Source organism: Streptomyces sp. NPDC102270 (genome assembly GCF_044766405.1).
Lineage (GTDB): Bacteria > Actinomycetota > Actinomycetes > Streptomycetales > Streptomycetaceae > Streptomyces.
In genome coordinates, this window is sequence record NZ_JBIWLX010000003.1 from 214,313 (window position 1) to 239,456 (window position 25,144).

At 71.7% G+C, this 25,144-nt stretch carries 25 protein-coding genes; 18 read left to right on the top strand and 7 right to left on the bottom strand.

Features of this window, described 5'->3' with window-relative positions; translation table 11 throughout:
• Positions 1–56: 56 nt before the first annotated feature.
• The 9 genes from ACIRP7_RS06355 to ACIRP7_RS06395 all read left to right on the top strand — a co-directional run bounded on the left by ACIRP7_RS06355 (position 57) and on the right by ACIRP7_RS06395 (position 9,771).
• On the top strand, positions 57–1,574 hold the full coding sequence (locus tag ACIRP7_RS06355) for a sugar ABC transporter ATP-binding protein (protein ID WP_403654628.1): 1,518 nt from the start codon (positions 57–59) through the stop codon (positions 1,572–1,574).
• Positions 1,571–2,611 (top strand): ABC transporter permease, encoded by a 1,041-nt coding sequence (locus ACIRP7_RS06360; protein ID WP_403654630.1) that lies wholly within the window; start codon positions 1,571–1,573, stop codon positions 2,609–2,611. The genes ACIRP7_RS06355 and ACIRP7_RS06360 overlap by 4 nt, the downstream gene beginning before the upstream one ends.
• Positions 2,604–3,614, top strand: coding sequence for an ABC transporter permease (locus ACIRP7_RS06365; protein ID WP_403654632.1), 1,011 nt, complete (start codon positions 2,604–2,606; stop codon positions 3,612–3,614). The genes ACIRP7_RS06360 and ACIRP7_RS06365 overlap by 8 nt, the downstream gene beginning before the upstream one ends.
• A 56-nt stretch (positions 3,615–3,670) precedes the next feature.
• On the top strand, positions 3,671–4,750 hold the full coding sequence (rhaS, locus tag ACIRP7_RS06370; RefSeq protein ID WP_403654634.1) for a rhamnose ABC transporter substrate-binding protein: 1,080 nt from the start codon (positions 3,671–3,673) through the stop codon (positions 4,748–4,750).
• A gap of 17 nt (positions 4,751–4,767) precedes the next feature.
• Positions 4,768–5,088, top strand: coding sequence for an L-rhamnose mutarotase (locus ACIRP7_RS06375; RefSeq protein ID WP_062040203.1), 321 nt, complete (start codon positions 4,768–4,770; stop codon positions 5,086–5,088).
• Positions 5,089–5,120: 32 nt separating this feature from the next.
• Positions 5,121–6,545, top strand: coding sequence for a BNR repeat-containing protein (locus ACIRP7_RS06380; protein ID WP_403654636.1), 1,425 nt, complete (start codon positions 5,121–5,123; stop codon positions 6,543–6,545).
• A gap of 79 nt (positions 6,546–6,624) precedes the next feature.
• Complete coding sequence (locus ACIRP7_RS06385; RefSeq protein ID WP_403654638.1) at positions 6,625–7,644, top strand: LacI family DNA-binding transcriptional regulator; 1,020 nt, start codon at positions 6,625–6,627, stop codon at positions 7,642–7,644.
• A gap of 102 nt (positions 7,645–7,746) precedes the next feature.
• The gene (locus ACIRP7_RS06390; protein ID WP_403654640.1) at positions 7,747–9,048 is read left to right on the top strand and encodes an alpha/beta fold hydrolase; all 1,302 of its coding nucleotides are present in this window, start codon (positions 7,747–7,749) and stop codon (positions 9,046–9,048) included.
• A 117-nt stretch (positions 9,049–9,165) separates the two neighbouring features.
• Positions 9,166–9,771 carry an FxLYD domain-containing protein gene (locus ACIRP7_RS06395; protein ID WP_403654642.1) on the top strand — a complete coding sequence of 202 codons (606 nt, stop codon included), beginning with the start codon at positions 9,166–9,168 and terminating at the stop codon, positions 9,769–9,771.
• A gap of 1 nt (position 9,772) precedes the next feature.
• Here ACIRP7_RS06395 and ACIRP7_RS06400 read toward each other — a convergent pair whose 3' ends face one another.
• Complete coding sequence (locus ACIRP7_RS06400) at positions 9,773–9,970, bottom strand: DUF5999 family protein (protein ID WP_403654644.1); 198 nt, start codon at positions 9,968–9,970, stop codon at positions 9,773–9,775.
• Positions 9,971–10,131: 161 nt separating this feature from the next.
• On the opposite strand from ACIRP7_RS06400, the gene ACIRP7_RS06405 reads away from it, so the two are divergent.
• Positions 10,132–10,947, top strand: a complete 816-nt coding sequence (locus tag ACIRP7_RS06405; protein WP_403654646.1) for a pentapeptide repeat-containing protein — start codon at positions 10,132–10,134, stop codon at positions 10,945–10,947.
• On the opposite strand, the gene ACIRP7_RS06410 is transcribed toward ACIRP7_RS06405, so the two are convergent.
• Entirely contained in the window at positions 10,915–12,429 is a 1,515-nt protein-coding gene (locus ACIRP7_RS06410; RefSeq protein ID WP_403654648.1) for a cytochrome P450, read from the bottom strand. The two genes, ACIRP7_RS06405 and ACIRP7_RS06410, sit on opposite strands and share 33 nt — an antisense overlap.
• A gap of 107 nt (positions 12,430–12,536) precedes the next feature.
• On the opposite strand from ACIRP7_RS06410, the gene ACIRP7_RS06415 reads away from it, so the two are divergent.
• A complete protein-coding gene (locus tag ACIRP7_RS06415; RefSeq protein WP_403654650.1) occupies positions 12,537–13,145 on the top strand; it encodes a TetR/AcrR family transcriptional regulator in 609 nt (202 codons plus the stop codon).
• Between the two features lie 88 nt (positions 13,146–13,233).
• Entirely contained in the window at positions 13,234–13,959 is a 726-nt protein-coding gene (locus ACIRP7_RS06420) for a DUF2470 domain-containing protein (protein ID WP_403654652.1), read from the top strand.
• Here the strand turns inward: ACIRP7_RS06420 and ACIRP7_RS06425 are convergent.
• The 4 genes from ACIRP7_RS06425 to ACIRP7_RS06440 form a co-directional block, all read right to left on the bottom strand.
• Entirely contained in the window at positions 13,927–15,144 is a 1,218-nt protein-coding gene (locus ACIRP7_RS06425; RefSeq protein ID WP_403654654.1) for a beta-propeller fold lactonase family protein, read from the bottom strand. The genes ACIRP7_RS06420 and ACIRP7_RS06425 overlap by 33 nt on opposite strands.
• A gap of 91 nt (positions 15,145–15,235) precedes the next feature.
• Entirely contained in the window at positions 15,236–16,258 is a 1,023-nt protein-coding gene (locus tag ACIRP7_RS06430; protein ID WP_403654656.1) for a hypothetical protein, read from the bottom strand.
• Positions 16,259–16,292: 34 nt separating this feature from the next.
• Positions 16,293–17,570 (bottom strand): aromatic acid exporter family protein, encoded by a 1,278-nt coding sequence (locus ACIRP7_RS06435; protein ID WP_403654658.1) that lies wholly within the window; start codon positions 17,568–17,570, stop codon positions 16,293–16,295.
• 190 nt (positions 17,571–17,760) lie between these two features.
• Positions 17,761–18,348 (bottom strand): CGNR zinc finger domain-containing protein, encoded by a 588-nt coding sequence (locus ACIRP7_RS06440; protein ID WP_403654660.1) that lies wholly within the window; start codon positions 18,346–18,348, stop codon positions 17,761–17,763.
• Positions 18,349–18,499: 151 nt separating this feature from the next.
• Between ACIRP7_RS06440 and ACIRP7_RS06445 the strand changes: the two genes are divergently transcribed.
• From ACIRP7_RS06445 to ACIRP7_RS06465, 5 genes are all read left to right on the top strand, one after another.
• Entirely contained in the window at positions 18,500–19,507 is a 1,008-nt protein-coding gene (locus ACIRP7_RS06445; RefSeq protein WP_403654662.1) for a zinc-binding alcohol dehydrogenase family protein, read from the top strand.
• Between the two features lie 114 nt (positions 19,508–19,621).
• Positions 19,622–20,476 carry a DUF3626 domain-containing protein gene (locus tag ACIRP7_RS06450; RefSeq protein WP_403655130.1) on the top strand — a complete coding sequence of 285 codons (855 nt, stop codon included), beginning with the start codon at positions 19,622–19,624 and terminating at the stop codon, positions 20,474–20,476.
• 107 nt (positions 20,477–20,583) lie between these two features.
• Positions 20,584–21,576, top strand: a complete 993-nt coding sequence (locus ACIRP7_RS06455) for a phosphotransferase family protein (protein WP_403654664.1) — start codon at positions 20,584–20,586, stop codon at positions 21,574–21,576.
• A gap of 6 nt (positions 21,577–21,582) precedes the next feature.
• Positions 21,583–22,863 (top strand): ROK family protein, encoded by a 1,281-nt coding sequence (locus ACIRP7_RS06460; protein WP_403654666.1) that lies wholly within the window; start codon positions 21,583–21,585, stop codon positions 22,861–22,863.
• A 62-nt stretch (positions 22,864–22,925) separates the two neighbouring features.
• Positions 22,926–23,168 (top strand): hypothetical protein, encoded by a 243-nt coding sequence (locus ACIRP7_RS06465; protein ID WP_403654668.1) that lies wholly within the window; start codon positions 22,926–22,928, stop codon positions 23,166–23,168.
• 37 nt (positions 23,169–23,205) lie between these two features.
• Here ACIRP7_RS06465 and ACIRP7_RS06470 read toward each other — a convergent pair whose 3' ends face one another.
• Complete coding sequence (locus ACIRP7_RS06470; protein ID WP_393597393.1) at positions 23,206–24,234, bottom strand: SDR family oxidoreductase; 1,029 nt, start codon at positions 24,232–24,234, stop codon at positions 23,206–23,208.
• Between the two features lie 125 nt (positions 24,235–24,359).
• On the opposite strand from ACIRP7_RS06470, the gene ACIRP7_RS06475 reads away from it, so the two are divergent.
• A complete protein-coding gene (locus ACIRP7_RS06475; RefSeq protein WP_403654670.1) occupies positions 24,360–25,016 on the top strand; it encodes a M15 family metallopeptidase in 657 nt (218 codons plus the stop codon).
• The last annotated feature ends 128 nt before the right edge of the window (positions 25,017–25,144 follow it).

Sequence of the window (25,144 nt, forward strand, 5' to 3'; positions counted from 1 at the left end):
GAAACCTTTCACGACGCCGTGAGGGCCGTCCCGCCGGCGTCGTCGAGGAGCCCCCAATGACCCACCCGTCCACCACGGGTCCGGCCCCGGTTCTCGCGCTCAGGGACATTTCGAAGTCCTTCGGCGCGGTTCGCGCCCTGCGGGACGTCTCCCTGGAGCTGTTTCCCGGGGAGGTGCACGCCCTCGCCGGCGAGAACGGCGCGGGCAAGTCGACCCTCATCAAGACCCTCGCGGGAGTGCACCGGCCGGACACCGGCCAGGTACTGCTCGACGGTCAGCCGGTCGTCTTCCACGGCCCCGGCGACGCCCGCGACGCCGGGATCGCCGTCATCTACCAGGAGCCCACGCTCTTCCCCGACCTGTCGATCGCCGAGAACATCTTCATGGGCCGCCAGCCCAGGCGCGCCCTCGGACGGATCGACCACAAGGCCACGCACGCCGCGACCCTGGCCCTGATGCAGCGCCTCGGGGTCGAACTCGACCCCGACCGCCCGGCACGCGGCCTGTCCATCGCCGACCAGCAGATCGTCGAGATCGCCAAGGCGCTGTCCTTCGAGGCCCGCGTCCTGATCATGGACGAGCCCACCGCGGCCCTGACCGGCAGCGAGGTGGCGCGTCTCTTCGGCGTCGTCAAGGCGCTCCGAGAGCAGGGCGCCGCGGTGCTGTTCATCTCGCACCGCCTGGAGGAGATCTTCCAGATCTGCCAGACGGTCACCACCCTGCGCGACGGCGCCTGGATCGCAAGCGAGCCGATCGAGGGCATGACCGAGGACGACCTCGTCCGCCGCATGGTCGGCCGTGACCTCGACGAGCTCTACCCCAAGCAGGACGTACGCCCCGGCGAGGTCGCGCTCACGGTGAGCAGGCTGACCCGGGAGGGCGTCTTCACCGACGTCTCCTTCGAGGTCAGGCAGGGCGAGATCGTCGGCCTCGCGGGCCTCGTCGGAGCGGGCCGTACCGAAGTCGCCCGAGCCGTGTTCGGCATCGACCGCTGGGACGCCGGCGAGGTCTCCGTGGACGGAAAGGCGCTGGTCAACGGCGCCCCTTCGACCGCGATGGCCGCAGGGCTCGCCCTGGTCCCCGAGGACCGGCGCGCCCAGGGCCTCGTGATGGACATGTCCATCGAGCGCAACATCGGCCTCACCGGCCTCCGTGCGACCGTCAAGGCGGGCCTCATGGACCGCGGCGCCGAACGCAGCCGTTCCCTCGACTGGGCCGTCAAGCTCCAGGTGAAGTACGCCCGGATCGCCGACACCGTCAACACCCTGTCGGGCGGCAACCAGCAGAAGGTCGTCCTCGCCAAGTGGCTGGCCACCGGCCCCAAGGTGCTCATCGTCGACGAGCCGACCCGCGGCATCGACGTCGGCACCAAGGCCGAGGTGCACCGGCTGCTCAGCGAGCTGGCCGCCGACGGGGTGGCCATCTTGATGATCTCCTCCGACCTGCCCGAGATCCTCGGCATGGCCGACCGCGTGCTCGTGATGCACGAGGGCCGCCTCACCGCCGAGATCCCGCGCTCCGACGCCACCGAGGAAACCGTGATGGCCGCAGCCACCGGGAGGGCCGCCGCATGACGGTCACCACCCCCCAGCAGGCCCCTCCCGCAGAGGTGCCGAAGGCCGGTGCCACCCGGCTCGTCGACCGCGTCTTCAAGATGCGCGAGCTCGCCATCCTGGCCGTGTTCCTGGTGATGATCGTCGTCACCCAGATCGGGAACAGCGACTTCCTCACCGAGCAGGGCATCAAGGACCTGCTGCTGAACGCCACCATCCTGGTCCTGGTCGCCACCGGCCAGTCGTTGGTCGTCATCACGAGGAACGTCGACCTCTCGGTCGGCTCCACCCTCGGGATCAGCGCCTTCGCCGCCGGCACCTACCTCCAGGGCGGCGGCAACCCCGTCGTGGCGATCGTGCTCGCGGTCCTGCTCGGCATCGGGTTCGGCCTGCTCAACGGCCTCCTCGTCAGCCTCGGCCAGGTGCCCGCGCTCGTGGTCACCCTCGGCACGCTCTACATCATCCGGGGCATCGACTCCATCTGGGTCGGCTCCCGCCAGATCACGGCGGCCGACCTCCCGGACAGCTTCGTGAACTTCGGCTCCGGCGGCATCTCCGCCGTGCCCTGGCTGGCCCTGATCGCGCTCGCGGTGCTCATCGCCACCGCCTACTACCTCAAGCACTTCGGCAGCGGACGGGAGCTGTACGCACTCGGCTCCAATCCCGAGGCCGCACGGCTCGCCGGCATCCCGGTGCGCAAGCGGATCCTGGCCGCGTACACGTTCTGCGGCGGCCTGGCCGGCCTCGCCGGGGCGATGTACCTGGCCCGGTTCGGCAACGTCGACTCCGGCACCGGCACCGGCTACGAACTGACCGTCGTCAGCGCGGTCGTGGTCGGCGGTGTCGTCTTCACCGGCGGCTCCGGCAGCGTCTACGGCGCGGCTCTCGGGGCCCTGCTGCTGACCTCCATCAACAGCGTGCTGCCCGCCCTCGGCGTCAGTTCGGTGTGGGTGCTCGCCATCAACGGCATCCTGCTCATCCTCGCCATCGCGGTCGACCGGATCGTCGCGCTGCGCGTGGCCTTGGCCCTGAAGAAGAGGAACGCCCGCCATGCCTGACTCCCTGACGCGTGCGATCCGCTGGGACACGGTCGTCGGCGCGCTGCTCATCGTCGTGCTGCTGCTGTCCTTCGGGACCGTCGGCGGGTTCGGCAACGCCCTCAACCTGTCGTTCCTGATCGGCAACACCCTGCCCATCGCGCTGATCGCCCTGCCCATGACCATGCTCGTGGTCTCCGGCGAGATCGACCTCTCCGTCGCCTCCACGGCCGGCCTGTCCGGCGCGGTGATGGGCGCCCTGTGGAACCAGGGCCTGACGATCGAGGTGATCATCCCGATCTGCCTCGTCCTCGGTGTGGTGTGCGGCCTGGTCAACGGCCTGCTCGTGACCCGGCTGGGCCTGCCCTCCCTCGCCGTCACCATCGGCACCCTCGCCGCCTACCGGGGCATCGCACAGATCGTGCTCGGCTCCGACGCGGTGACCGACTTCCCCACGCAGTACCTGAACTTCGCGGCGGGGCGGGTCGGGGACACGTTCATCCCGCAGGCCTTCCTGCCCTTCCTGGTCCTGCTCGCGATCGCCGTGGTCGTCCTGCACGCCACGCCGTTCGGGCGGTCGGTGTTCGCGACCGGCGCGAGCGAGGAGGCGGCGCGTTTCGCGGGCATCCGGGTCAAGCGCCAGAAGCTGATCCTGTTCACGGTGACGGGCCTGATGGCCTCGCTCACCGGCATCTTCTGGGCCCTGCACTACGCCAGCGCTCGCTACGACAACGCCACGGGGCTCGAACTCTCCGTCGTGGCAGCCGTGTTGCTGGGCGGCATCGACTTCGACGGCGGCAAGGGCACGCTCGGCGGCGCGATCGCGGGAGTCTTCCTGCTCGGCGCACTGCAGAACGTGATGAGCCTCAAGGACGTCTCCGCCCAGTCCCAGATCGTCGTCACCGGCGTTCTCCTCGTCCTCTCCGTGCTCGGCCCCCGGGTCGCACGGCAGATCTCGGTTGCGAGGGCCGGCCGCCGAGCCGCCTCGACACCGGCGTCCAAGGCGCCCACCCCGGCCGCATAGGTCCGGAAGCCCCAAGGAAACCTCGTATCCGCTCACCCTCGTAAGGAAGATCCGTCATGCGTAAGTCATCCCTCCGCCGTTCCTGTGCGGCCCTCGCCGCCGGCACCTCCCTCGCCCTCGCGCTCACCGCGTGCGGCGGCACCACCAAGAAGGACGTGCAGGACGAGGGCGCCTCGGCGGCCTCCACCGCCAAGGCGGACCCGAACGCGGCCACCAAGAAGGGCCTGACCGTCGGCTTCCTGCCCAAGCAGGTCAACAACCCCTACTTCACCTCCGCCGACAAGGGCGGCGAGGCGGCCCTGACGGAGCTGGGCTCGAAGTACAAGGAGGTCGGTCCGTCCAGCGCCACCGACACCGCCGGGCAGGTCTCCTACGTCAACACGCTCACCCAGCAGCAGGTGAACGCCATGGCCGTGTCCGCGCAGGACCCGGGCGCCCTGTGCACCGCCCTGAAGCAGGCCATGTCGAACGACATCAAGGTCGTCACCTACGACTCCGACACCAAGGCCGACTGCCGCAACGCCTTCGTGTCGCAGGCCTCGGCCGAGGACCTGGGCCGCACCGAGGTGCAGCTGCTCGCCGAGCAGATCGGCAACAAGGGCGAGATCGCGATCCTGTCCGCCGCGCAGACGGCGACGAACCAGAACACCTGGATCGACTTCATGAAGGACGAGCTCAAGGACCCGAAGTACAAGAACATCAAGCTCGTCAAGGTCGCCTACGGCAATGACGACGCCCAGCAGTCCTTCCAGCAGACCCAGGGCCTGCTCCAGGAGTACCCGAACCTGAAGGGGATCATCTCCCCGACCACCGTCGGCATCAAGGCCGCGGCCCAGTACCTCTCCGGCTCCAAGTACAAGGGCAAGGTCAAGCTGACCGGCCTCGGCACCCCCAACGACATGCGCAAGTACGTCAAGAACGGCACCGTCGAGGGCTTCGAGCTGTGGGACCCGGCGAAGCTCGGCGCACTGGCCGCCCAGACCGCCGTCGCCCTGGTCTCCGGCCAGATCACCGGCAAGGAGGGCGAGACCTTCAAGGCCGGCGGCACCACGTACACCATCGGCAAGGACGGTGTGATCAACCTCGGCAAGCCGACCGTGTTCACCGCCAAGAACATCGACCAGTTCAACTTCTAGTTGCGGAGCGGTACTTCATGCAGCGCGTCTGTTTCCTCCTCAAGGTCCGTCAGGACAAGCTCGCCGAGTACCGCGAACGACACGCCGCCGTGTGGCCGGAGATGCTCGACGCACTCTCGGCCACCGGCTGGCACAACTACTCGCTCTTCCTGCGCGACGACGGCCTGCTCGTCGGCTATCTGGAGACCGAGGACTTCGAGGCCGCCAAGGCCGGTATGGAAGCCACCGAGGTCAACGCCCGCTGGCAGGCCGAGATGGGCGAGTTCTTCGAGTCCCTCGACGGAGCCCGCCCCGACGAGGCGATGAAACCGCTCACCGAGGTGTTCCACCTCGCCTGAAACCTCCCCATCAGGACCGCAGGAGCCGCACCATGAAAAGACGCACACTGCTCGCAGGTGCCATCGTGTCCGCCATGTCCACCACCGCGCTCACCGGCGGCACCGCCCGCGCCGCCGACCCCGGTCCCTCCGTCACCCGGACCGGCACCACCACGCTCGACAGCCAGGCCGTCTTCTTCGTCTCCTACGACGGTCTCGTCAACAACAACTCGTTCCAGAAGAACGGCCTGCTGACCTACAAGGGCTATCAGTACGCCGTCTGGTACACCGCCGACAAGAACGCCGTCGTCGGCCGCCGTGTCCTCGGCGGGGGCACCTGGTCCACCGTCCAGGTCGGACACACCCTCAAGACCAGTGACTCCCACAACGTCATCTCCATGGGCGTCTCCAAGGTGGACGGCCGCCTCCACCTCAACATGGACTCGCACAGCGACGGCTTCACCTACGTCAAGTCGGTCGCCGGTCTCATGGACAACCCGTCAGGACTGAGCTGGACCGCCGCCCGGTTCGGCGCACCCCAGTCCACTCTGGACGGCGTGGCCCTCACGTCGCAGTTCACCTACCCGCAGTTCGTCTCCACCCCGGACGGCAAGCTCCAGCTCAGCTACCGGCGCGGGATATCCGGCAACGGCCGCAACGCCCTGGCGGAGTACGACGGTTCGGCCTGGACCGACCTCGGCGAGTGGTCCGCCTCCACCGGCACCTACACCAGCGAGCACGGCTCCTCGACGGCCCGCAACATGTACCTGCACGGCATCGACTACGACAAGAACGGCCGGCTGCACTCCTTCTTCACCTGGCGCGAGCAGAGCGCCGCCGTGATGTGCTCCAGCGGCGGCATCACCAACCACGACACCGGTTACGTCTACTCCGACGACCGCGGCCGCACCTGGCGCACCAACGCCGGCACCGTCGTCGGCACCACCGGCGGCTCCGACAAGGTCGCCGTGACCGACAGCGGCCTGGTCATCGACGCGCTGAACCCGGACCACTCCCTGATGAACCAGGAGAGCCAGTTCACCGACTCCTCCGGCCTGCCGCACGCGATCATCTCGTACGTGCCGGGCCGCTTCGGTCAGTGCACCACGAACTACGTCTCCGACCGCACCGCCAACGGCCGCGCCTTCCACGTCCGCAAGAACTCCTCGGGCACCTGGCAGAAGACCGAGATCCCGGTCGTGCTCGGCTCCAGCCAGCGCACCAAGCTGGTCCTCGACAAGTACGACAACGCCTACGCGATCTTCCCGTTCGGCCGGATCGCCGCCGCCTCCAAGGCGTCCGGGTACACCGACTGGAAGATCCTGTTCGACGGCAGCGGTCTCAACGCCTTCGGTGAGGTCGTGATCGACGAGATGCGGATCGCACAGGACAACGTGCTGTCGTTCATGTACCAGGAGAAGTCGAGCGGCACGACCCCCTCGGCGCTCCACGTCGTCGACTTCGCACTGCCTGCCTGATCGTGACCGGTGTGGGGGCGACTCGACGATAATGTGAAGGTCGTCCTGTCGCCCCCGTCTTCCTGGAGGTCCCTGCCCGATGGCCCAGTCGGTGGGTATCAAGGACGTCGCCCGCGCCGCCGGAGTCTCCGTCGGCACGGTCTCGAACGTCATCAACCGTCCGGACTCCGTCGCCACCGAGACCCGGGCGCGCGTCCTGTCCGCGATAGACCGGCTCGGCTATGTCCGCAGCGAGTCCGCCCGCCAGCTGAGAGCGGGCCGCAGCCGGATCATGGGTCTGCTCGTGCTCGACATGGGCAACCCCTTCTTCGTCGACGTCGCCCGCGGCGCCGAACGGGCCGCCCGCGAGGAAGGCCTCGGCGTGATGGTCTGCAACAGCGCCCAGAGCGCGAGCGAGGAAGCGGAGTACCTGTCCCTCTTCGCCGAGCAGCGGGTCCGTGGCGTCCTGCTCACGCCGACCGACGCCTCCGGCCGCAACATCGACTCCTTCCGCCGCCACGGCATCCCCTTCGTCCTCGTCGACCGGGTCGCCGAGGGCACCACCGAGTGCTCGGTCTCCGTCGACGACGTCGCCGGCGGCGCCCTGGCTGTCCGCCACCTCGTGGACGCCGGGCACCGCTCCATCGCCTACGTCAGCGGCCCGCCCGGCCTCAACCAGGTCCGCGACCGCCGCACCGGCGCCCTCACCGCGCTGGCCGAGGCGGGCCTGGGCCCCGAGAACCTGCGCGAGCTGCCCACCGAACGGCTCGACGTGGCCGCGGGCCGGGACGCCGGCGCCCGCCTGCTCGGCCTCGCCGACCGCCCGACCGCCGTGTTCTGCGCCAACGACCTGCTCGCCCTCGGCGTCCTGCAGGCCATGTACGCGGCCGGCATCACGGTCCCCGACGACCTCGCCATCGTCGGCTACGACGACATCGAGTTCGCCGCCGCCGCGGCCGTCCCCCTCACCTCGGTCCGCCAGCCCGCCGTCACCATGGGCGCCCTGGCCGCCGAACTGCTCCTGGAGGAGGCGGAGACCAACGGCAAGCGCCACGACCACCGCCGGGTGGTGCTGCAGCCCGAACTGGTGGTGCGGCGCTCCAGCCTGGCGGCCCGCTGACCCGCGAGTCAGTAAGATTTCATGATCGAAGGGGTCGGCCGGCGGACGAACATGTGCTGAACTGGGACGCGCCTGAAGAATCCGTCCGTCCCGGGAGCCCTGTTGACCGCGACCTACCGCCAGCCCGGCCTCGTCCTCACCGACCGCAGCTTCACCGTCCCCCTCGACCACGACGACCCGGCCGGGGAGACGATCGAGCTCTACGCCCGCGAGGCCGTGGCGAGCGACAAGGCGGGCCAGAACCTGCCGTGGCTGGTCTATCTCCAGGGCGGCCCGGGCTTCGGGGCGAACCGCTTCGTCGGCAAGGGAGCCTGGTTCGGCCGGGCCCTGAAGGAGTACCGCGTCCTGCTGCTCGACCAGCGCGGCACCGGCCACTCCACGCCCGCCAACCGTCAGACGCTCCCGCTGCGCGGCGGCCCCGCCGAACAGGCCGACTATCTGGCCCGCTTCCGCGCCGACTCCATCGTCCGCGACTGCGAGGCGATCCGCGCCCAGGTGACCGGCGGCGCCCCCTGGACCGTCCTCGGCCAGAGCTTCGGCGGCTTCTGCGCGACGACCTATCTGTCCCTCGCCCCCGAGGGCCTCGCCGCCGCCGTCATCACCGGCGGCCTGCCCTCCCTCGACGCCCACGCCGACGACGTCTACCGGGCCGCCTACCCGCGCGTGGAGCGCAAGGTCGCCGCGCACTACGCCCGCTATCCGCAGGACGTCGAGCGGGCCCGCCGTATCGCCGACCACCTCCTCACCCACGACGTGACCCTGCCGAACGGATACCGGCTGACCGTCGAGGCCTTCCAGTCGCTCGGCATCCTCCTCGGCGGCGGCGAGGGCAGCCACCGCCTGCACTACCTCCTGGAGCACGCCTTCGTCCGCACGCCGCGGGGCCCGGAACTCTCCGACGCGTTCCAGGAAGAGGTCCAGGGCCTCCTCTCGTACGCTGCCCACCCGCTGTACGCCCTCGTCCACGAGGCCACCTACGGCCAGGACGAGCGGCCCACCGCCTGGTCGGCCGAACGGGTGCGCGCCGAGTTCCCGCAGTTCGACGCGGCCAAGTCCCTCGCCGGCGACGAGCCGCTGCTGTTCACCGGGGAGTCCATCCACCCCTGGCTGTTCGACTGCGACCCGGCCCTGCGGCCGCTGCGCGAGACGGCCGAACTCCTCGCCGCCCGCACCGGCTGGCAGCCCCTGTACGACCCGGCCCGCCTCGCCGCCAACGAGGTCCCGGTCGCCGCCGCCGTCTACCACGACGACATGTACGTCGACACGGCCCACTCCCTGGAGACCGCCCGGGCGATCCGCGGTCTGCGCACCTGGGTGACGGACGAGTTCGAGCACGACGGCGTCCGCGCGGGCGGCCCCCGCGTGCTGGACCGGCTGCTCGCCCTCGCCCGCGACGAGGCCTGACAGCCCGGGTGGTCCGTGGGTGGTCCGTGGGTGGGCGACGACATGCCTCGCTCTTAATTCCGGCATAGGGTTCATTTCGCCCAAGTGTCGACGCCGGAGTCGAGAGGACATCAGTCGATGAGCACACCGTCACCCCACGGACGGTCCCGGATCGCCGCCCTCGCCGTGGCCCTGGCCGCCGCGAGCACGCTCACGCTGACGGCGTGCGACGACGGCTCCGGGGGCTCCTCGTCGTCCTCCGTGACGCCGTCCGCCCCGGACACGGCCTCCTTCTCCGGCAACGCGGCCTCCGCGCTCGAGTCCGTCAAGGCCTCGGTGCGGGCCCAGGCCTCCGAGCGGGCCGCGTCCGCCTCGGCGGCCGCCTCCTCCTTCGAGGCCTCCGTCTCCGCCGAGACGGAACGCGCCAACAAGGCCGCGCGGACCGAGCTCGCCAAGGTCGACGGACAGGGCAACGCCATGTCCGAGGTCACCATGACCGGCAAGCCGCGCTCCGAGACGGGCGGCCTGCTCGCCGTCGTCGTCACCATCACCAACAAGACCGACAAGACAGCCTCGTACGCCGTCCAGGTCGACTTCCTCGACGCGTCGGGCAAGGTGGTGGAGACCCGGTACGTCGGCGCGGAGGACCTGAAGCCGGGGGAGAAGGTGCAGCCGGTCGCCATCAGCCGCAAGCCTGCCGAACCGGCGCTGACGCCCAGGCTGACGAAGGCGCAACGGTACTGACTCAGGCCGTGGCCAGCGCGCCGGGCGTGCGGTGTGGGCTCACGACGCGTCCGTCCGGCAGGAGCTCACCGGTGTCGTCGAAGACGATGGTGCCGTCGCACAGCAGGCTCCAGCCCTGTTCGGGATGGGCCGAGACAATGACCGCGGTGTGGTGGTCGGGGCTGTCGACGCTGGGGCACGGGGGCTGGTGGCTGCACACGACGTCTCCTCGATGCGTTCGGCTCCTGCCTCGTTCGGCCGGTATCTCTGTGGTAGCCGAACTTGTTTTCCGTTGGATGAGGAGACCCCCACATCGCCGGAAGGCCATCGGTGAGTTCCCGTCAGACGGGACGGCCGGCGGGGGCCGTTAGGCTTTCCGTGATGCAAGAACAGTTGATCGACCTCAGCGGTGACTGCGCGCGGTGCTTCGGCCTGTGCTGTGTCGCCCTGCCCTTCACCGCCTCCGCCGACTTCGCCCGCGACAAGCCGGCCGGCAAGCCCTGCACCAATCTGCGTGACGACCACCGGTGCGGTATCCACGCGAGGCTGAGGGACGAGGGCTTCACCGGATGCACGGTCTACGACTGCTTCGGCGCCGGGCAGAAGGTCTCGCAGGTCACCTTCGGCGGCCGGGACTGGCGTCAGGCCCCGCGTGAGGACGCCCGCCGGATGTTCGACGTCTTCCCGGTCGTGCGCCAGCTCCACGAACTGCTCTGGTACCTCACCGAGGCGCTCACCCTGCCCGCCGCCCGCCCGGTCCACGCCGACCTGCGCCGCATGCTGGAGCGGACCGAGGCGCTCACCCGGGGCACCGCCGAGGAACTCGCCGCACTGGACGTCCCCGCGCACCGGCAGGAGGTCAACGTCCTCCTCCTGCGGACCAGTGACCTCGTCCGGGCAGGGATCGGCGGCAAGAAGAAGAACCGCCGGGGCGCCGACCTGATGGGCGCCCGGCTCAAGGGCGCCGACCTGCGCGGGGCCAGTCTCCGCGGCGCCTACCTCATCGCGGCCGACCTCACCGGCGCCGACCTGCGCGGCGCGGATCTGATCGGGGCCGACCTGCGCGACGCCGACCTCACGGACGCGGACCTGACCGGCGCGTTCTTCCTCACCCAGCCGCAAGTGAACGCGGCCCGGGGCAGCGCCGGGACCCGGCTGCCGGAGTCAGTCACCCGCCCCGGACACTGGGCAGCGTGACTCCGAGGCGGCCCGGTCCTCGTCGGATTCCGCCACGGGGGCGGCCGTAGCACCACCGCCCGTCCGCCGTTCCAGGTGCAGCCGCAGCCCCTCCGGCATCAGCGTCAGCCGCTCGGTCACGCTGAGCCGGTAGCCGGGGTCGGCCCGCAGCTCGTAGCGGCGCAGCAGCAGACCGAGCACCAGCGTGGCCTCGTGGAGCGCGAACTGCCGCCCTATGCAGGCCCGGGCCCCGGTGCCGAACGGCTTGAAGACATGCGGGGGACGCGCGCGTACGGCCTTGGGGTCGAAGCGGTCCGGATCGAACCGCTCGGCGTCGGCGCCCCACACCTCGGGATCGCGCTGCAGCATCGGCGTGAGCACCAGCGTCCACGCACCCCGCCGCATCGGGTGCTGTCCGGCCAGCACGGTGTCCTCGACGGCCTCCCGGGCGAACGCGGGCGCCGTCGGCCACAGCCGCAGCGACTCGTCCAGCACCCGGCGCACATACCGCAGCTTCGCCACCTGGTCGTACCCCGGCATGTCGGTGGAGCCCCAGACCCGGTCCACCTCGGCACGTGCGCGAGCCGCGACCTCGGGGTGGCGGGAGAGGTAGTGCAGGGCGAAGGAGAGCGCGCCCGACGTGGTCTCGTGGCCGGCCACCAGGAAGGTGATGACCTGCCGGCGGACGTTCTGAGGCGACAGTCGCTCACCGGTCTCCGGATGGGCCGTCTCCAGCATCCGGTCCAGCAGGTCACCGTCCCCGGCCGCCGCGCGCCGGGCCCGGACCAGGTCGTCGACCATGCGGTTGAGGTAGGCGATGTCGTCCGCGTTGCGCCGCGCGGCACGCCGTAGCAGAGCCGGGAAGGGCACGGAGTTGAGGCGCTGCGCATAGGTCAGGGTGCCCACCATGGCCGTCACGAAGGGATGCGGCCGGTCCCGCTCGAAGGAGCCGAAGTCATGGCCGAACCCGGTGCGCGCGATGGTCTCCAGGGTCAGCTTGGTCATGTCCCCGGGCACGTCGACCGACCGGCCCGCAGCCTGCTCGTGGTCCCAGTGGTCCGTGAGCCGCCCGGCGACGGCCAGCATGATCGGGTGGTAGGCCTCCATCGCCTCCCGGCTGAAGCCCGGTGCCAGAATGTCGTGCGCCAGCTGCCAGTTGGGCTCGTGGTTGTAGGCGGTGAACAGCCCGTCGCCGGCGACCGGCCGCAGATTGGCCACCCCGAGGCCCACGTGTTTGGCGAACCGCGACTCGTCCGCCAGGTCCGCGACCAGCTCGGCGCCCCAGACGAACACGAACTCTCGGTTGAACGCCTTGCGCCGGTAGATCGGCCCCAACCGGCGGGCGAAGCGCAGCGAGTCCTGGAGCGGGGTGGCCCGGTTGACGCCCAGCACGTCACCGAGCAGGGGGAGCCGACGCGGCGGATGCGGAATGCGGTCCAGCTCCGGCCAGCCCAGCTCGGCACTGCGAAATCCCGTCGGCCGCGTGTCCGTCGTCTCCGCCATGACGAGATCTCCTTCGATCCAGCGGCAGTTGAGCGCGTTGTACGTGGGTTCAATAACGCGCCTCAGTCTGATCCCGTTGTTGAACCGGCGTCAAGTAAAGTGCGGGCATGGCCGGGAAGCAGGGCGGGCGCACGCGCCGCAGGCTCAGCACCGAGGAGCGCCGGGAGCAGCTCCTTTCGGTGGGGGCGAGGCTCTTCTCGGAGAGCCCGTACGACGACGTGTGGATCGAGCAGGTCGCCGAGATCGCCGGCGTCTCGCGGGGGTTGCTCTACCACTACTTCCCGACGAAGCGGGACTTCTTCGCCGCGGTCGTCGAGCGCGAGAGCGAGCGCATGCTGGCCATGACCGCGGCTGTGCCCGGCGTCCCGGTCCGCGAGCAGCTGACGGCGGGGCTGGACACCTATCTGCAATACGTCCACGCCCACGCGCACGGCTTCCGGGCCTTCCATCGCGCCGACGCCGCCGGGGACCAGGCCGTGCGCCGGGTCTATCAGCGGGCGCTGGCCGCACAGGAGCGGCAGATCCTCGCGGCGCTTGCGGCGGACCCGGAGTTCGGTGAGCCGGCGAAGGAGCGCCCCGACCTTCAGCTGGCCGTCCGCGGCTGGCTGGCCTTCACCACGGCCGTCTGCCTGGAGTGGCTGCGGGGCGCGGACCTGTCCCGGGAGCAGGTGCGCGACCTGTGCGCACGGGCACTGCTGGGTGTTCTCAGGCCCTGACCGGAATTCGCACGTCCGTCATCTGTCCCGGGTTGGCTTCATCGCCGATCTTCGCTAGGTTAGGCAAGCCTTACCTAAGGAGGAAGCGATGGGTGACAGCCAGACGTGGACGGCCGCGCCGTCCGCGGCGGAACACGCCCGGTCGGTGCTGGCCGCCTCGTGGTCCTGCGCGGTGACCGCCGAGGGCGGCCGCGAGGAGTTGGTCGGCGCGCACACCGTCACCGAGGACGGGCGGGTGACGCTGGACGTGCCCGAGGACAGCACCCTGATCGCGGCCGCGATCTGCGCGCCCCGCGGGGAGCCGTCCGCCGTCCTGGAGTTCGCCGACGTGGCACCCGTCCCCGTGCGCAGCCGTATCCGCACCCGGTTGTGGATCGCCGGCTGGTTCCTCCCAGGGGACCGCCGGCTGGAGCTCAAGGCCACGCGCGTCGTGCTGCGCCGCCCCTCCGGCGCCGTGGTCGTCGACCTCGACGAGTTCGCCGCCGCCGAGCCCGACCCGCTCGCCACGGCCGAGGCCCGGCTGCTCACCCACCTCGCCGACTGCCACCCGGACGCCGTCGAACGGCTCACCCGGCTCGTCGATCCGGACACGCTGCACGGCGTGGTCCGCGTCCAGCCCCTCGCCGTCGACCGGCACGGACTGACCCTGCGCGTCGAGCGCGCCCGCGCCCACGGCGACGTACGTCTGCCCTTCCACGCGCCCGCCGACGACGTGGCCCAGCTGACGGAGCGCATGCACGCCCTGCTGACCCGGGCGAGCGCGGCGTCCTGCCCGCGTGCCCTACAGCGGCAGCGCACAGACGGCGACGGGTGAGGCGAACGGCTTGCCTGCGAGACGCAGAGCACCGCTCGCCGTGTCCACGTGGAAGACGCTGACGGTGCCGGACCTCTGATTCGCCGCGAACAGCAGCCCGCCGTCCGGGGAGAACGCGATCTGGCGCGGGAAGTCGCCGTCCACCGGCACGGTGTCGAGCAGCCGCAGCCGGGCGCCGTCCGCCTCCACCGCGTACCGCGTGAGGCTGTTGTGGCCCCGGTTTGCGAGATAGGCGTACGAGCCGTTCGCGGTGACCAGGAACTGCGCCGGGTAGTTCGTGCCCGAACCCGTCCCCGTGGACTGCGGCGCCCCGACGGAGAGACGGCCGCTCCCGGGGTCGTAGGCGCAGACCGCCACCGTGTTGTCGACCTCGTTGGCCAGATAGGCGTACCGGCCCCCGGGATGGAAGGTGAGATGGCGCGGTCCGGCACCCGGCCGGGTCTGCGCCCGCGAGACCTCCGTGAGGGCGCCGGTGCGTTCGTTCAGGCGATAGCTGTAGACGGTGTCGGTGCCCAGGTCGACGGAGAGCACATGGTTCCCGTCGGGACCGGTGAGGAACTGGTGGGCGTGCGGTCCTTCCTGGCCGGGCCCCGGCGCCGGACTGGAGTGCGTGATCGAGTCCCTGAGTCCACCGAGGGCTCCCGAGGAGTCGATCGGATGCACGGCCACACTGCCGGAGCCGTAGTTCGCGCTGAGCAGCCAGCGCCCGCCCGGATGCACCGACAGATGACACGGCCCCGCCCCACCGGTGCTCCGGCTCCCCAGGACCTTGCGGTCGGACAGGCGTACGGCGGTCACGGCACCGGCGTCCTGCTCGGCGACCGCGTACAGCGTGCGGCCGTCGGGGTGCGGTGCGAGATACGACGGGTTGGTGACACCGGTGATCGTGCCCTTGCCGGTGACCCGGCCGCTCCCGGCGTCGTAGGCGGCGACGCCGATGCCGGTGCCGCCGCCCTCGGCGGAGGTGTAGGTGCCGAGGTAGAGGGGGCGGAGACCGGTCGGGGCCGCAGCGGACGGCGTTTTCGCCGGGCTCGGTGAGACGGTCCCGGGGGAGCCGGGAGCCTGCGAGGGCGCCGCTGCCGACGACGGTTTGGACGACGTCGAGCAGCCGACGAGGCCCGAGCCCGCTCCCGCGAGGGCGCCGACGAACCGGCGCCTGCTCCAGCCGCCGTTCGCACTGCCCATTCCTGCGCACCCCTGGTGATCGGTCGTCTCGGCCTGGACAGCCACCTTCACCCGGATCGCCCGGCCGGTGCAACCCGAGCCCGGCCGCCCGCTACCAGTCGCCGTCCTCCACCGGCTTGCCCGGCGCGTCCCCCAGCTTCTTGACCTGGTGCGATCCCGGCGGCTGCCAGGGCTCGTGATCGTCCCCGAGCCAGTCACCGACCGGCTTCACGCCCTCCAGCGGGTCCGTCGGGGCGAGGTCCTCCGCGTCCTGGTCGTAGTAGTCGAACCAGGGCAGCCCCGCAGCGGTGTATGCCGCGCGGTCCACGGGCGACGGCGGGGGAGCCTCGCCGGTGATGCGGCGCCACTCGGGCGGTGTCACCAGGTGCACGAAGACCCGCCCGGCCGGTGTGTCCGCCCAGTCCGACAGCGGCCGGTCGTCCCGGTAGACCTCCTGGCGCATGGAACCGCCGACGCCGAGTCCCATCGACGGGGCGCTGGGCGGGCCCCCCGCCGGAGCGGCGGGCGCGGCCATCGCCATGGGTACGGCGGCGCCGTAGCTCATGGCGGGCCTGCTCACCGACTGTAGCCGCCGCTGTGCCTCCCGCCACTCGGCCAGCCGCTCCTCGGCCAGCGGGAAGGACTGCAGCTGTACGCCGCCCCAGACCTCCTCGCCGGTGACCTGCCCCTCGACGGTCGCGCCGAGACCGAGCGGCACCGCGACGAACTGGCGGACCGTCCCCTTGCCGGAGTTGATGCCGTCCAGCCACGGCTGGCGGGGCAGGACCACGTAGTTCTGCGGATCACGGGCGAGGCGGTCGCTCCACGGTTTCCCGGAGACCGCGCACACCTTGCCCACCCCGACCTGGAGCGCGGCGGGCTCGGTGGTGCCCCCGAAGCTCAGCCACATGGCCTCCCGCAGATACACCGGCAGCATCACCCCACCTCGGGCCCGCCACTGCTCAGGCACGGTGTCCGGGTAGTCGGAGACGCGGCGCACCGGGAACTCGCCGAGCCCCGGCGGCAGCGGATGGGTGCCCGTCTCGGGCAGCCGCAGGGTGCGGACGAAACGCACCGCCGCACCGCCCGGCAGCCGCAGTGTGTTCCCGTCGATCCGTACGCCCGTGTCGGTCATCGGCCGCCCCCTGTGATGGTCCGTTGTGCCTGTGTCACCTTGAACGACGGGAGAGGGCCGGGCGGTTCCGGCGCCAGCGTTCCTGCAGCCGGGTCAGGTGCGGCATCCGCTCGCGCTGCTCACGGGAGGCACGGTCCAGCTCCTCCAGCAGACGGCGGGAGCGGTGCTCGGTGTCCAGCTCGTCGAGGATGCGGTTGACCTCGGTGAGAACCGCCCCGTGCAGCTGCCAGTGGCGGGAGTCGCGCTGAACCTCCTCCAGCAGGAGCTGGGCCATTTTGTCGCGGGTCGTCGTGGCCTGGCGCAGCTCGGCGGTGAGCCGGGCCTCGGCGGACTCGGCGCTCACACTGACGTGAGTGGTGACCAGGACCGCGAAGCTGACCACCGCATCACCGATCTCGGACAGCAGCTGCTCCACGGCCCGACCGGTCTCCGGCCCGAACAGCGGCTCGGGAGCCGGTTCCTCGTCGACCGGGTACGGCTCGTCGGCGAGGGGGTCGCGTTCCTTCGCGAGGTCGGTGAGGGTGCGCGCGAGGACCCGCAGCACGACCGTGCAGATCTCCAGGGTGTCCAGGCCGGTACGCAGCACCACCCGGTGCAGCAGGCCCTCCTTCACCCTGGGGTTCAGTTTGAGACTGTCCTCGGCCTGCCGGAGGGCCGCGTCCACCTCGACGATGTCGTGGTCGAGCTCGCGCGCCTCGTACAGCCGGGCCGTCGCCAGCTCCACGGGGGTACGGCCCGCGGCCTCCTCTCCCATCCGCAGCATCAGCTTCCGCAGCCGGCGGGCCAGCCCCTCGATCGACTCGCCCGCCTCGTCCACCCACACCGGGGGAGCGAGCAGCAGATTGCAGGCGAGGCCGACGACCGCGCCGATCAGCGTCTCCACCACGCGCGCCCAGGCGGTGTCCCCGACCGTCGTCACCCCGAGCACCAGCATCGCGCTGATCGCCACCTCGGGCACGAACTCCTCGACCCGCACCAGCCGTCCTACCACCAGCGAGGCCACGATGAGCAGGCCCAGGCTCCACCAGGTCAGACCCACCAGCAGACTGAAGGCGATGGCGACGAGAACGCCGGTCACCACCGAGTTCACGCGGCGGACGCCGGTGGTGAGCGTGGAGTACAGGGTGACCTGGACGACGAGCAACGCGGTCAGGGGCGCGGTGAGCGGGGCCGCCTCGGGGCTGAGCCGCAGCGCGATCACGTACGCGATCGTCGCCGCGGCCGCCGACCGCAGCGTCTGCACGACCACGGGGTCCCGGCGCCGCTTCACAGAGCGCACCAGGGACACCCTCAACTCACGTACATCTCGCATCCTCAGTGTGTTCCTCTTCCACATAAGCGTTCGGTGCACTCCGTGCGGACGGTGGCTGTCCGCGAGGAGTGCACCCATTGTGGGGGAAGACTCCCACCTGGCTCCGCGAGGCCCGCCCGGCCCGCCGGATCGGCACCGCCTACCCCGAGGCCCGCACCCAAGACATCGGATCCACCTTCAGGACCCACCCTCAACGGGTGGCGGCTGCCCGGCTGCGGGACCGGTAACCGGCGATCTTCGCGAGATTGCCGCAGCGGTCCATCGAGCACCAACGGCGGCGGCGGGCCTGCGAGTCGTCCAGGAACAGCAGGGAGCAGTCCGGGTTCTCGCACTCCTTGACCCGCTCCAGGAGCGGGCCCCGCACCAGGAGTACGGCGTCCCGTGCCACCGTCGCCAGGGCCGCGCGGGCCGGACTGCGCGCCGCCCAGCGGACCGGACCCAGCTGGGGCGCGAGGTCCGGTTGGGCGGCGACCGCGTTGACCCGCTCCACGTCGGCCGGGTCGGCTTCCCGGCCGGCCATCGCGGCGCGGACCAGGCCGTACACGGACTCGCGCAGGAGGCGGGCGTCCGTCAGATCCCGGGCGGTGACCCGCACCGCGGGCGCGTCGGTGGCCAGCTCCGCCTCCGTGAACCAGCGCGCGAGGGCCGCGGTGTCGGGGAGTCGCTCCAGCGGCGTCGCGTGCCGTTTGCCGAGGGTGGCCGCGAAGTCCAGGCAGGGGCGGCCGCCGATGAACGGGAACGCGAGTGCCGGGTCGGCGGGGGCGGGGCTGCCGGTCATGCGTCGAGCGTACACCGGTTCATGAGGTGTCGAGTCGGTGCATCGGTCCTCTTGACACCGGTTGAGGAGGTGTCGGATGGTGGCACCACTTTGCGACACCTCTTCAATCGGTGTCAGTCGCTCGGGTGGCCGGGCAGAGAGCAGGTGCGGTATGCGTGCGGTGCGGATCGACAGGTTCGGCGGACCGGAGGTACTGGTGCCGGTCGACGTCCCCGACCCGGTGCCCGGCCCTGGAGAGGTGCTGATGCGGGTCGCCGCGGCCGGGGTGAACCGGGCGGACGCCCTGCTCCGCGCCGGCCTCTACCACCGCGCCGGACGCCCGCCGCTCATCCCGGGTGCCGAGGCCGCCGGGGTCGTCGTGGAGGTGGGGGAGGGGGTGACCGGCTTCGCGCCGGGACAGCGGGTCATGGCCCTGGACGGCGGCAAGTCATCAGGTTTCTACGCCGAGTTGGCGACGGTGTCCGCCACCCAGGTCGTCGTGCTCCCCGACGGCGTGGACCTCGCCCGGGCGGCCGCCCTGCCGATCGCCTGGCTCAGTGCCTGGTACTGCGTGCGGCACCTCGCCCGGGTCTCCAAGGACGACACCGTGCTGGTGAAGGCGGCGGCGAGCGGTGTCGGCACCGCCGCCGTGCAGATCGCCGCCGAGGCGGGGGCGCGGGTCATCGCCCTCGCAGGCTCGGCCGAGAAGGCCGCCTGGGCGGGGGAGTTCGGCGCCGCCGTCACCGTCGACACCTCCGCCCATCCCGACGACGCCGAGGTCGAGGAGGTGCTCCGGCTCACCGACGGCCGGGGCGCCGACGTCGTCCTGGACACCGTCGGCGGCCGGGCATTCGGGCGTAGCCTTCGGGAAGTGGGCCACGGCGGCCGGGTCGTGGCCCTTGCCAACGTCGCCCTGGAACCGAGCACCGTCGACACCCGCGACTTCTATCCCAAGAACGCCTCGATCCTCGGCTTCCAGCTCACCAACCTCCAGATCCACGGTTACGACGCCCGCCCCGACCTGCGGGAACTGGCCGACCGAGTGGCCGCCGGCGGCTATCGCGTGCCGATCGAGACCGTCGTACCCCTGGAAGAGGCGCGGACCGCGCACGAGCGGCTGGAGGAGCGTGCCAACCGCGGCAAGATCGTGCTCTCGGCCGGACCGGAGTTCGGCAAATGACATGCGGGCGCCCTCCTCGCCGGGTGATCATGGGGTGAGTCGTGGGTGAGTCAGGGGGAAGTGACGCCGGTGGATCCAGTGGGGTCGGCACGAGCGCGGGCGGCGCTGAACCATGTGGCGGCCGTGTCCGAGGGGCCGGCTGTCGCCCCGGACGTGCGCATCACGCTGAACTTCCACCCCGACCGCCTGGCACGCGGCCTGCCCCTCCTGGAGGCGCTGGCCCAGGACGGCGTCTACCACTCGCAGTTCGTCACCGGCACGAGCAACGGCGGGCTGACCGCGCACCCCGGCGGCGACCGGTGGCGCTGGGAGAGCCGGATCTTCGGCGGCGCCTACGACGACGCGAGCGCGCACGAGCGGCCCGTGTACGGCGCCCTGAACTTCCGCCGTCAAGTGGCGGGCGCCGCCCCGCGGTTCGGCTCCTCGCACTTCCGGCTGACCGGCGAAGCCCTCGCCCGCGCCACCTTCTGCTACCCCGACACCGCCGCCGAGCCGGTCCACTTCGGCGTCGCCGCCGGCATGTCCCTGATCGCCCTCGCGGAGGCGGACCAGCAGGACGCCCTCGACGACTACATCGAGGCCCAGGTGCACGGCGGCGTGGACCTGGCCCGCGATGTGGCGGCCCTCGTCCTGGACGCGAGCTACCGGAACACGCCGGTCGAGGCGGCGGCACACCTGCTGCCCGTCCCCGTCGAGTGGCACCCCGGCCACCGGATCACCGTCGCCGAACTGCACCGCCACGCCGACTACCGCGGGCAGGAGTACGCCGACCTGGGCGCGAGCATCGCCGAGGACGGACTGGTCGACCCGCGCATCATCGGCGACGCCGCGAGGACGGGCCGCTACGAACTCCAGCACCTGAAGATGGTGTGGCACACGCTGGCCCGCTTCGGCGCGCCGGAGGGGACGGCTCACGGAGGGGAGTCGGCGGGGGGCCGGACGCCCGTGGTGAGCACCCCGAGCGCGTAGGCCCGCGAATGGCCCCCGGTGCGCGGGACGCGTTCCGTACCCTGTTCCGGGAACACACGCCCGACGCCGACCGGACGGCTGCCGAGCGGAGAGAAGGGGGCGGGACGTTGGTGGACTCCTGGGAATGGGCTCGGCAGGTGCTGGAGGACGCGGGCCTCGACCCCGGCCGCCTTGCCGGGGTCCGGCCTCTGAGCGGCGGAACCTACAACACCGTCGAGGAGCTCCTCCTCACCGACGGCACCCGGTACGTCCTCAAGGTCCCGCCCGCGACCACCGTTCCGGGCCTGCGCTACGAGCGTGAACTCCTCGTCTCCGAGGCGGAGTTCTACCGCGGAGCCGCCGTGGCCGAGGTCACGGCACCCCACGTGGTGGCCGTCGGCAACCACACCCTCGTACCCCATCTGCTGATGACGGCCTGTCCCGGCGACCCCTGGGACCGGTCGGTGTCCGAAGCCGAACGGGGGCCGCTGCGAAGGGAGTTGGGCCGTCAGGTGGCCCGGCTGCACACGGTGACCGGGCCGGGCTTCGGCTATCCCTCCCGAGCCCTCGGCCCGCTCGCCCGTGACTGGCGGACCGCGTTCACCGCCATGATCGAGGCCATCCTGGACGACGCCCGGGACTACGGGGCGCGACTTCCCCGCTCCGTCGAGGAGGTGGAGGGCACGCTCCGGGCCGGATATCCCGCTCTCGACGAGGTCACGGTCCCCGCGCTGGTCCACTTCGACCTGTGGGACGGGAACATCCTGCTGCACCGCCCGGCCGGCGGGGAGCCGCGCATCGGCGGGCTCATCGACGGGGAGCGGATGTTCTGGGGCGACCCCCTCGCCGACTTCGCCTCCCTGGCGCTGCTCGGGGACATCAAGAAGGACGAGGCGTTCCTCGCGGGGTACCGGGAGGCGGGCGGGCAGGCCGAGTTCGACGTCACGGCCCGGGTGCGCCTCGCCCTGTACCGTGCCTACCTCTACCTGATCATGCTCACCGAGACAGTCCCGCGGGCGGTCGACGACGAGAAGGAACGCTGGGTCCAGTCGGCGGTGGCCCCGGAACTCGTCGCCGCCCTCGACGAGATCGAGGCCCTCGCCCGGGTCACAGGAGCCTGAACTCCCTTGAACAGACGCACCGTACGCGATCTCAGACGCGCCAACCGCACGGCCGTACTGCAGCGCCTCTACTTCGACGGACCCCTCAGCCGCTTCGAACTCGGGCCCGTCACCGGGCTCAGCTCCGGCTCCGTCAGCAACGTCGTCGCCGACCTGGTGGCCGACGGCCTGCTGGAGGAGGCGGGAAGCGTCGACTCCGACGGCGGACGCCCCCGCACCCTGCTGCGGGTGGCGCCCGGCAGCGGCCACATGATCGGCGTCGACGTCGGCGAGACCCGGGTGCGCGTCGAGCTGTTCGACCTCACCCTCACCGAACTCGCGCGCGCCGAACGCCCGTTGACCCAGCACGGCTACGACGTCGAGGCCATCGTCGGGCACATCCGCGACGGCATCACCGAAGTGCTCGCCAGCGCCGCCGTCGAGCCCGAAGCGCTGCTCGGCGTCGGCATCGGAGTGCCCGGCATCGTCGCCCACACCCCCGAGAGCGGGGCCGTCGTGCACGGACAGACCATCGGCTGGGACGCCGTCCCGCTGGAGGCACTGCTGCGCACCGGCTCCCCGCTGCCCGGCAGCGTCCGGTACTTCATCGACAACGGCGCCAAGACCCTCGGCCAGGCCGAGATGTGGTTCGGCGGGGGGCGCGGTGCCCGCAGCGCCGTCGTGGTCCTCTTCGGCTCCGGTGTCGGCGCCTGTCTGGTGACGCCCGAGGTGGAACACGGCCGGGCGGTCGAGTGGGGGCATCTGACCGTACGGGTCAGGGGGCGCCGCTGCCGCTGCGGGGCCCTCGGCTGCCTGGAGGCCTACGCGGGTGCCGAGTCGCTGCTGGAGCGCTGGCGGGAGGCGGGCGGCCGCCCGCCCGAGGGCACCGACGAGGAGACCGCGCTGACCGCCATGCTCACCGCCGCCCACCCGGCCGAGGGCACCCCGGCCGACCCCGTGGCGCTCGCCGTCCTGGAGGAGACCGCCGAGTATCTGGGCGCCGGCCTGTCCGACCTGATCAACCTCTTCCAGCCCGAGCGGATCATCGTCGGCGGCTGGGCCGGGCTCCAGCTCGGCGACCGGTTCCTGCCCGCCGTACGGCGCCACGCGACGGCGTACGCGCTGCGGTACCCGGCCGGGAAGGTCACCGTCGACCTCGGTCGCCTCGGGCCCGACGCGGTCACCGTCGGCGCGGCCATCCTCCCGCTCGCCGACTTCTTCGCCCGCGGCGGCCGGCGCCCCGAACCGGCTCCCGAGGGCCCGGCACCGGCCTGGCGGACCGCCCTGGAGGAGCGCGCACCGCACTGACGTTTCGCCGAGCTGCGCGGAGGTACTCGCGCTCCCGCCAGCAACACGCCAGGGAGGATGCCGTGGACCACCGCAACGAAGGACCGGGCGAGAACGGGGACCCCGTCCCGCGGGACCTGCCGGACCAGCAGGCGGGCGAGGGCGAGGACCCCTGGGAGGTCGCCACCGTCCCGGGCGGGGAGCCCGGCACCGACGAGTCCGAGGACGTCCCGGACACCGACGAGGCGGGGACCGGCCGGCAGGGGGAGCAGCGGTCGGACACCGTGCACCCCGAGCACCCGGGAGCCGAGGAGTCCTCCGGCTGAGCGCCGGCCGGCGGCCGACTCGTGGGCCCGCCGGGTCTCAGCCCACCTTGCGGCCCTTCATCGGCTCCGTCCGTGCCCCCGCACCCTGCTGCATCCCGTGCAGGAACTCCTCCAGGACCTCGGTCGCGGTGTGCTCCGGATGCCAGCCGAGTTCCGTACGCGCACGCGTGCAGTCCATCAGCGGCAGCCGCAGGACCGCGTCGAACAGATGCGGGGACGCGGGCAGCAGATGCAGGCCCCACGCGGCCGCGATCGCCGAGCGGGCCGCGGTGCGCGGCAGCCGTACGGGACGGGCGTCGAGCATCCCGGCCAGCAGCTCGGCGTCGACCGTCGGCTCGGCCGCCAGGTTGAAGGCGCCCCGCACGTCCGAGCGCACCGCCAGCGCGTAGGCCTTGGCGGCGTCGTCGGTGTGCAGCGCCTGCACGCGCAGGCCGGGGATGTCGGGCAGGAAGGGCAGCAGGTCGGGCCGGGCCAGCTGGCCCGGCAGGAAGCGGCCGCCGAAGATACGGCGCTGCTCACTCGCCGACTCCCGCTTGAAGAGGAACGCCGGGCGCATCCGTACGACCCGGACGGCGGGGTGGTCGCGCTCGAAGGTGTCCAGGGCGCGCTCCAGATACGCCTTCTCCCGGCAGTACGCGGCGTCCGGCCAGCCGTGCGTCGGCCACGACTCGTCGACCGCGTGGTCCTTCGGGCCGGGGGAGTAGGCGCCCACGGACGACGCGTGCACCAGCGTCGGCACCTTGGCCGCCGCCACCGCCTCGAACACCCGGATCGAGCCGAGGACGTTGGTGCGCCAGGTCGCCGCGGGGTCGTGCGTCGGCTGGAACGCCCACGCCAGGTGGATCACCGCGTCGGCGCCCGTGAACTCCTCGACCAGATCGGTCTGTTCCGATGACAGGTCGACCGCGGACCACTCCGTTCGCGGGAGCGACCAGTCCGGGATCCGCCGGGCCAGGCCCCGTACGGAGCCGACCTCCGGATCCTCCGAGAGAAGGCGCACCACGCTGGTTCCCACGTTGCCGGTGGCGCCCGTGACCACGATCCTGCTGCCGGTTGAAGTGCTCACTTCGGCTCCTTCGGTCCGCTGGGGCGGGGAGCCGCCCGAGTACCCGGCCTCCGGCGATGCACGCGGTGTGCGGCAGGTGTGTGGCAGGTGCACGGCACGGTCCGCGGCCACGAGAGGATCACGGCATGAGTGAGATCATCCTGATGTCCGACGCCCGTGTCGCCGCCGTCCCCGTCGAGGAGAACGGGGAGCCTCTCGTGGACGTCCGCGGCCACCTCCTCGTCGACGACCGCAAGAACGAGGACTCCCTGGGCGCCGAGGTGTATCTGCGCCAGGGTGTCCTCGACCGGCTGCTCCGGGCGCAGGCCCTGCTGCCCGGCGGCCTGGGCCTGCTCTTCGTGGAGGGATACCGGCCGCCCGCGCTGCAGCGGCACTACTTCGAGACGTACGCCGGTGAACTGCGCGCCGCCCACCCCGACTGGAACGCGGACCGGATCCACACCGCGGCCAGCCGCTATGTCTCCCCGCCCGGGATAGCCCCGCACAGCGCCGGCGCGGCCGTCGACCTCACCCTCGCCGACGCCGACGGCCGCGAACTCGACCTGGGCACCGCGATGAACGCCAACCCGGAGGACAGCGACGGCGCCTGCTACACGGGCGCCGCCAACATCACCGACCAGGCGAGGACCAACCGGGCCCTGCTGGGCGAGGCGCTGAGCGCGGCGGGCCTGGTCAACTACCCGACCGAGTGGTGGCACTGGTCCTACGGCGACCGCTACTGGGCCCTGGAGACGGGGGCGCCTGCCGCGCTGTACGCAACGAAGGAACTCGACGCGCGGTAGCGCCTGGCGACGGCGCGGAGATCCGCAGAGACCAGGGCCCCGAGTCCCCCCGTGACGCACCGACCGTCCCCGGAGCCCAGCGGCCTCGGCCTGGGCCCTGGTGCGGGGTTGCCCTGCGCCTCTCGCTC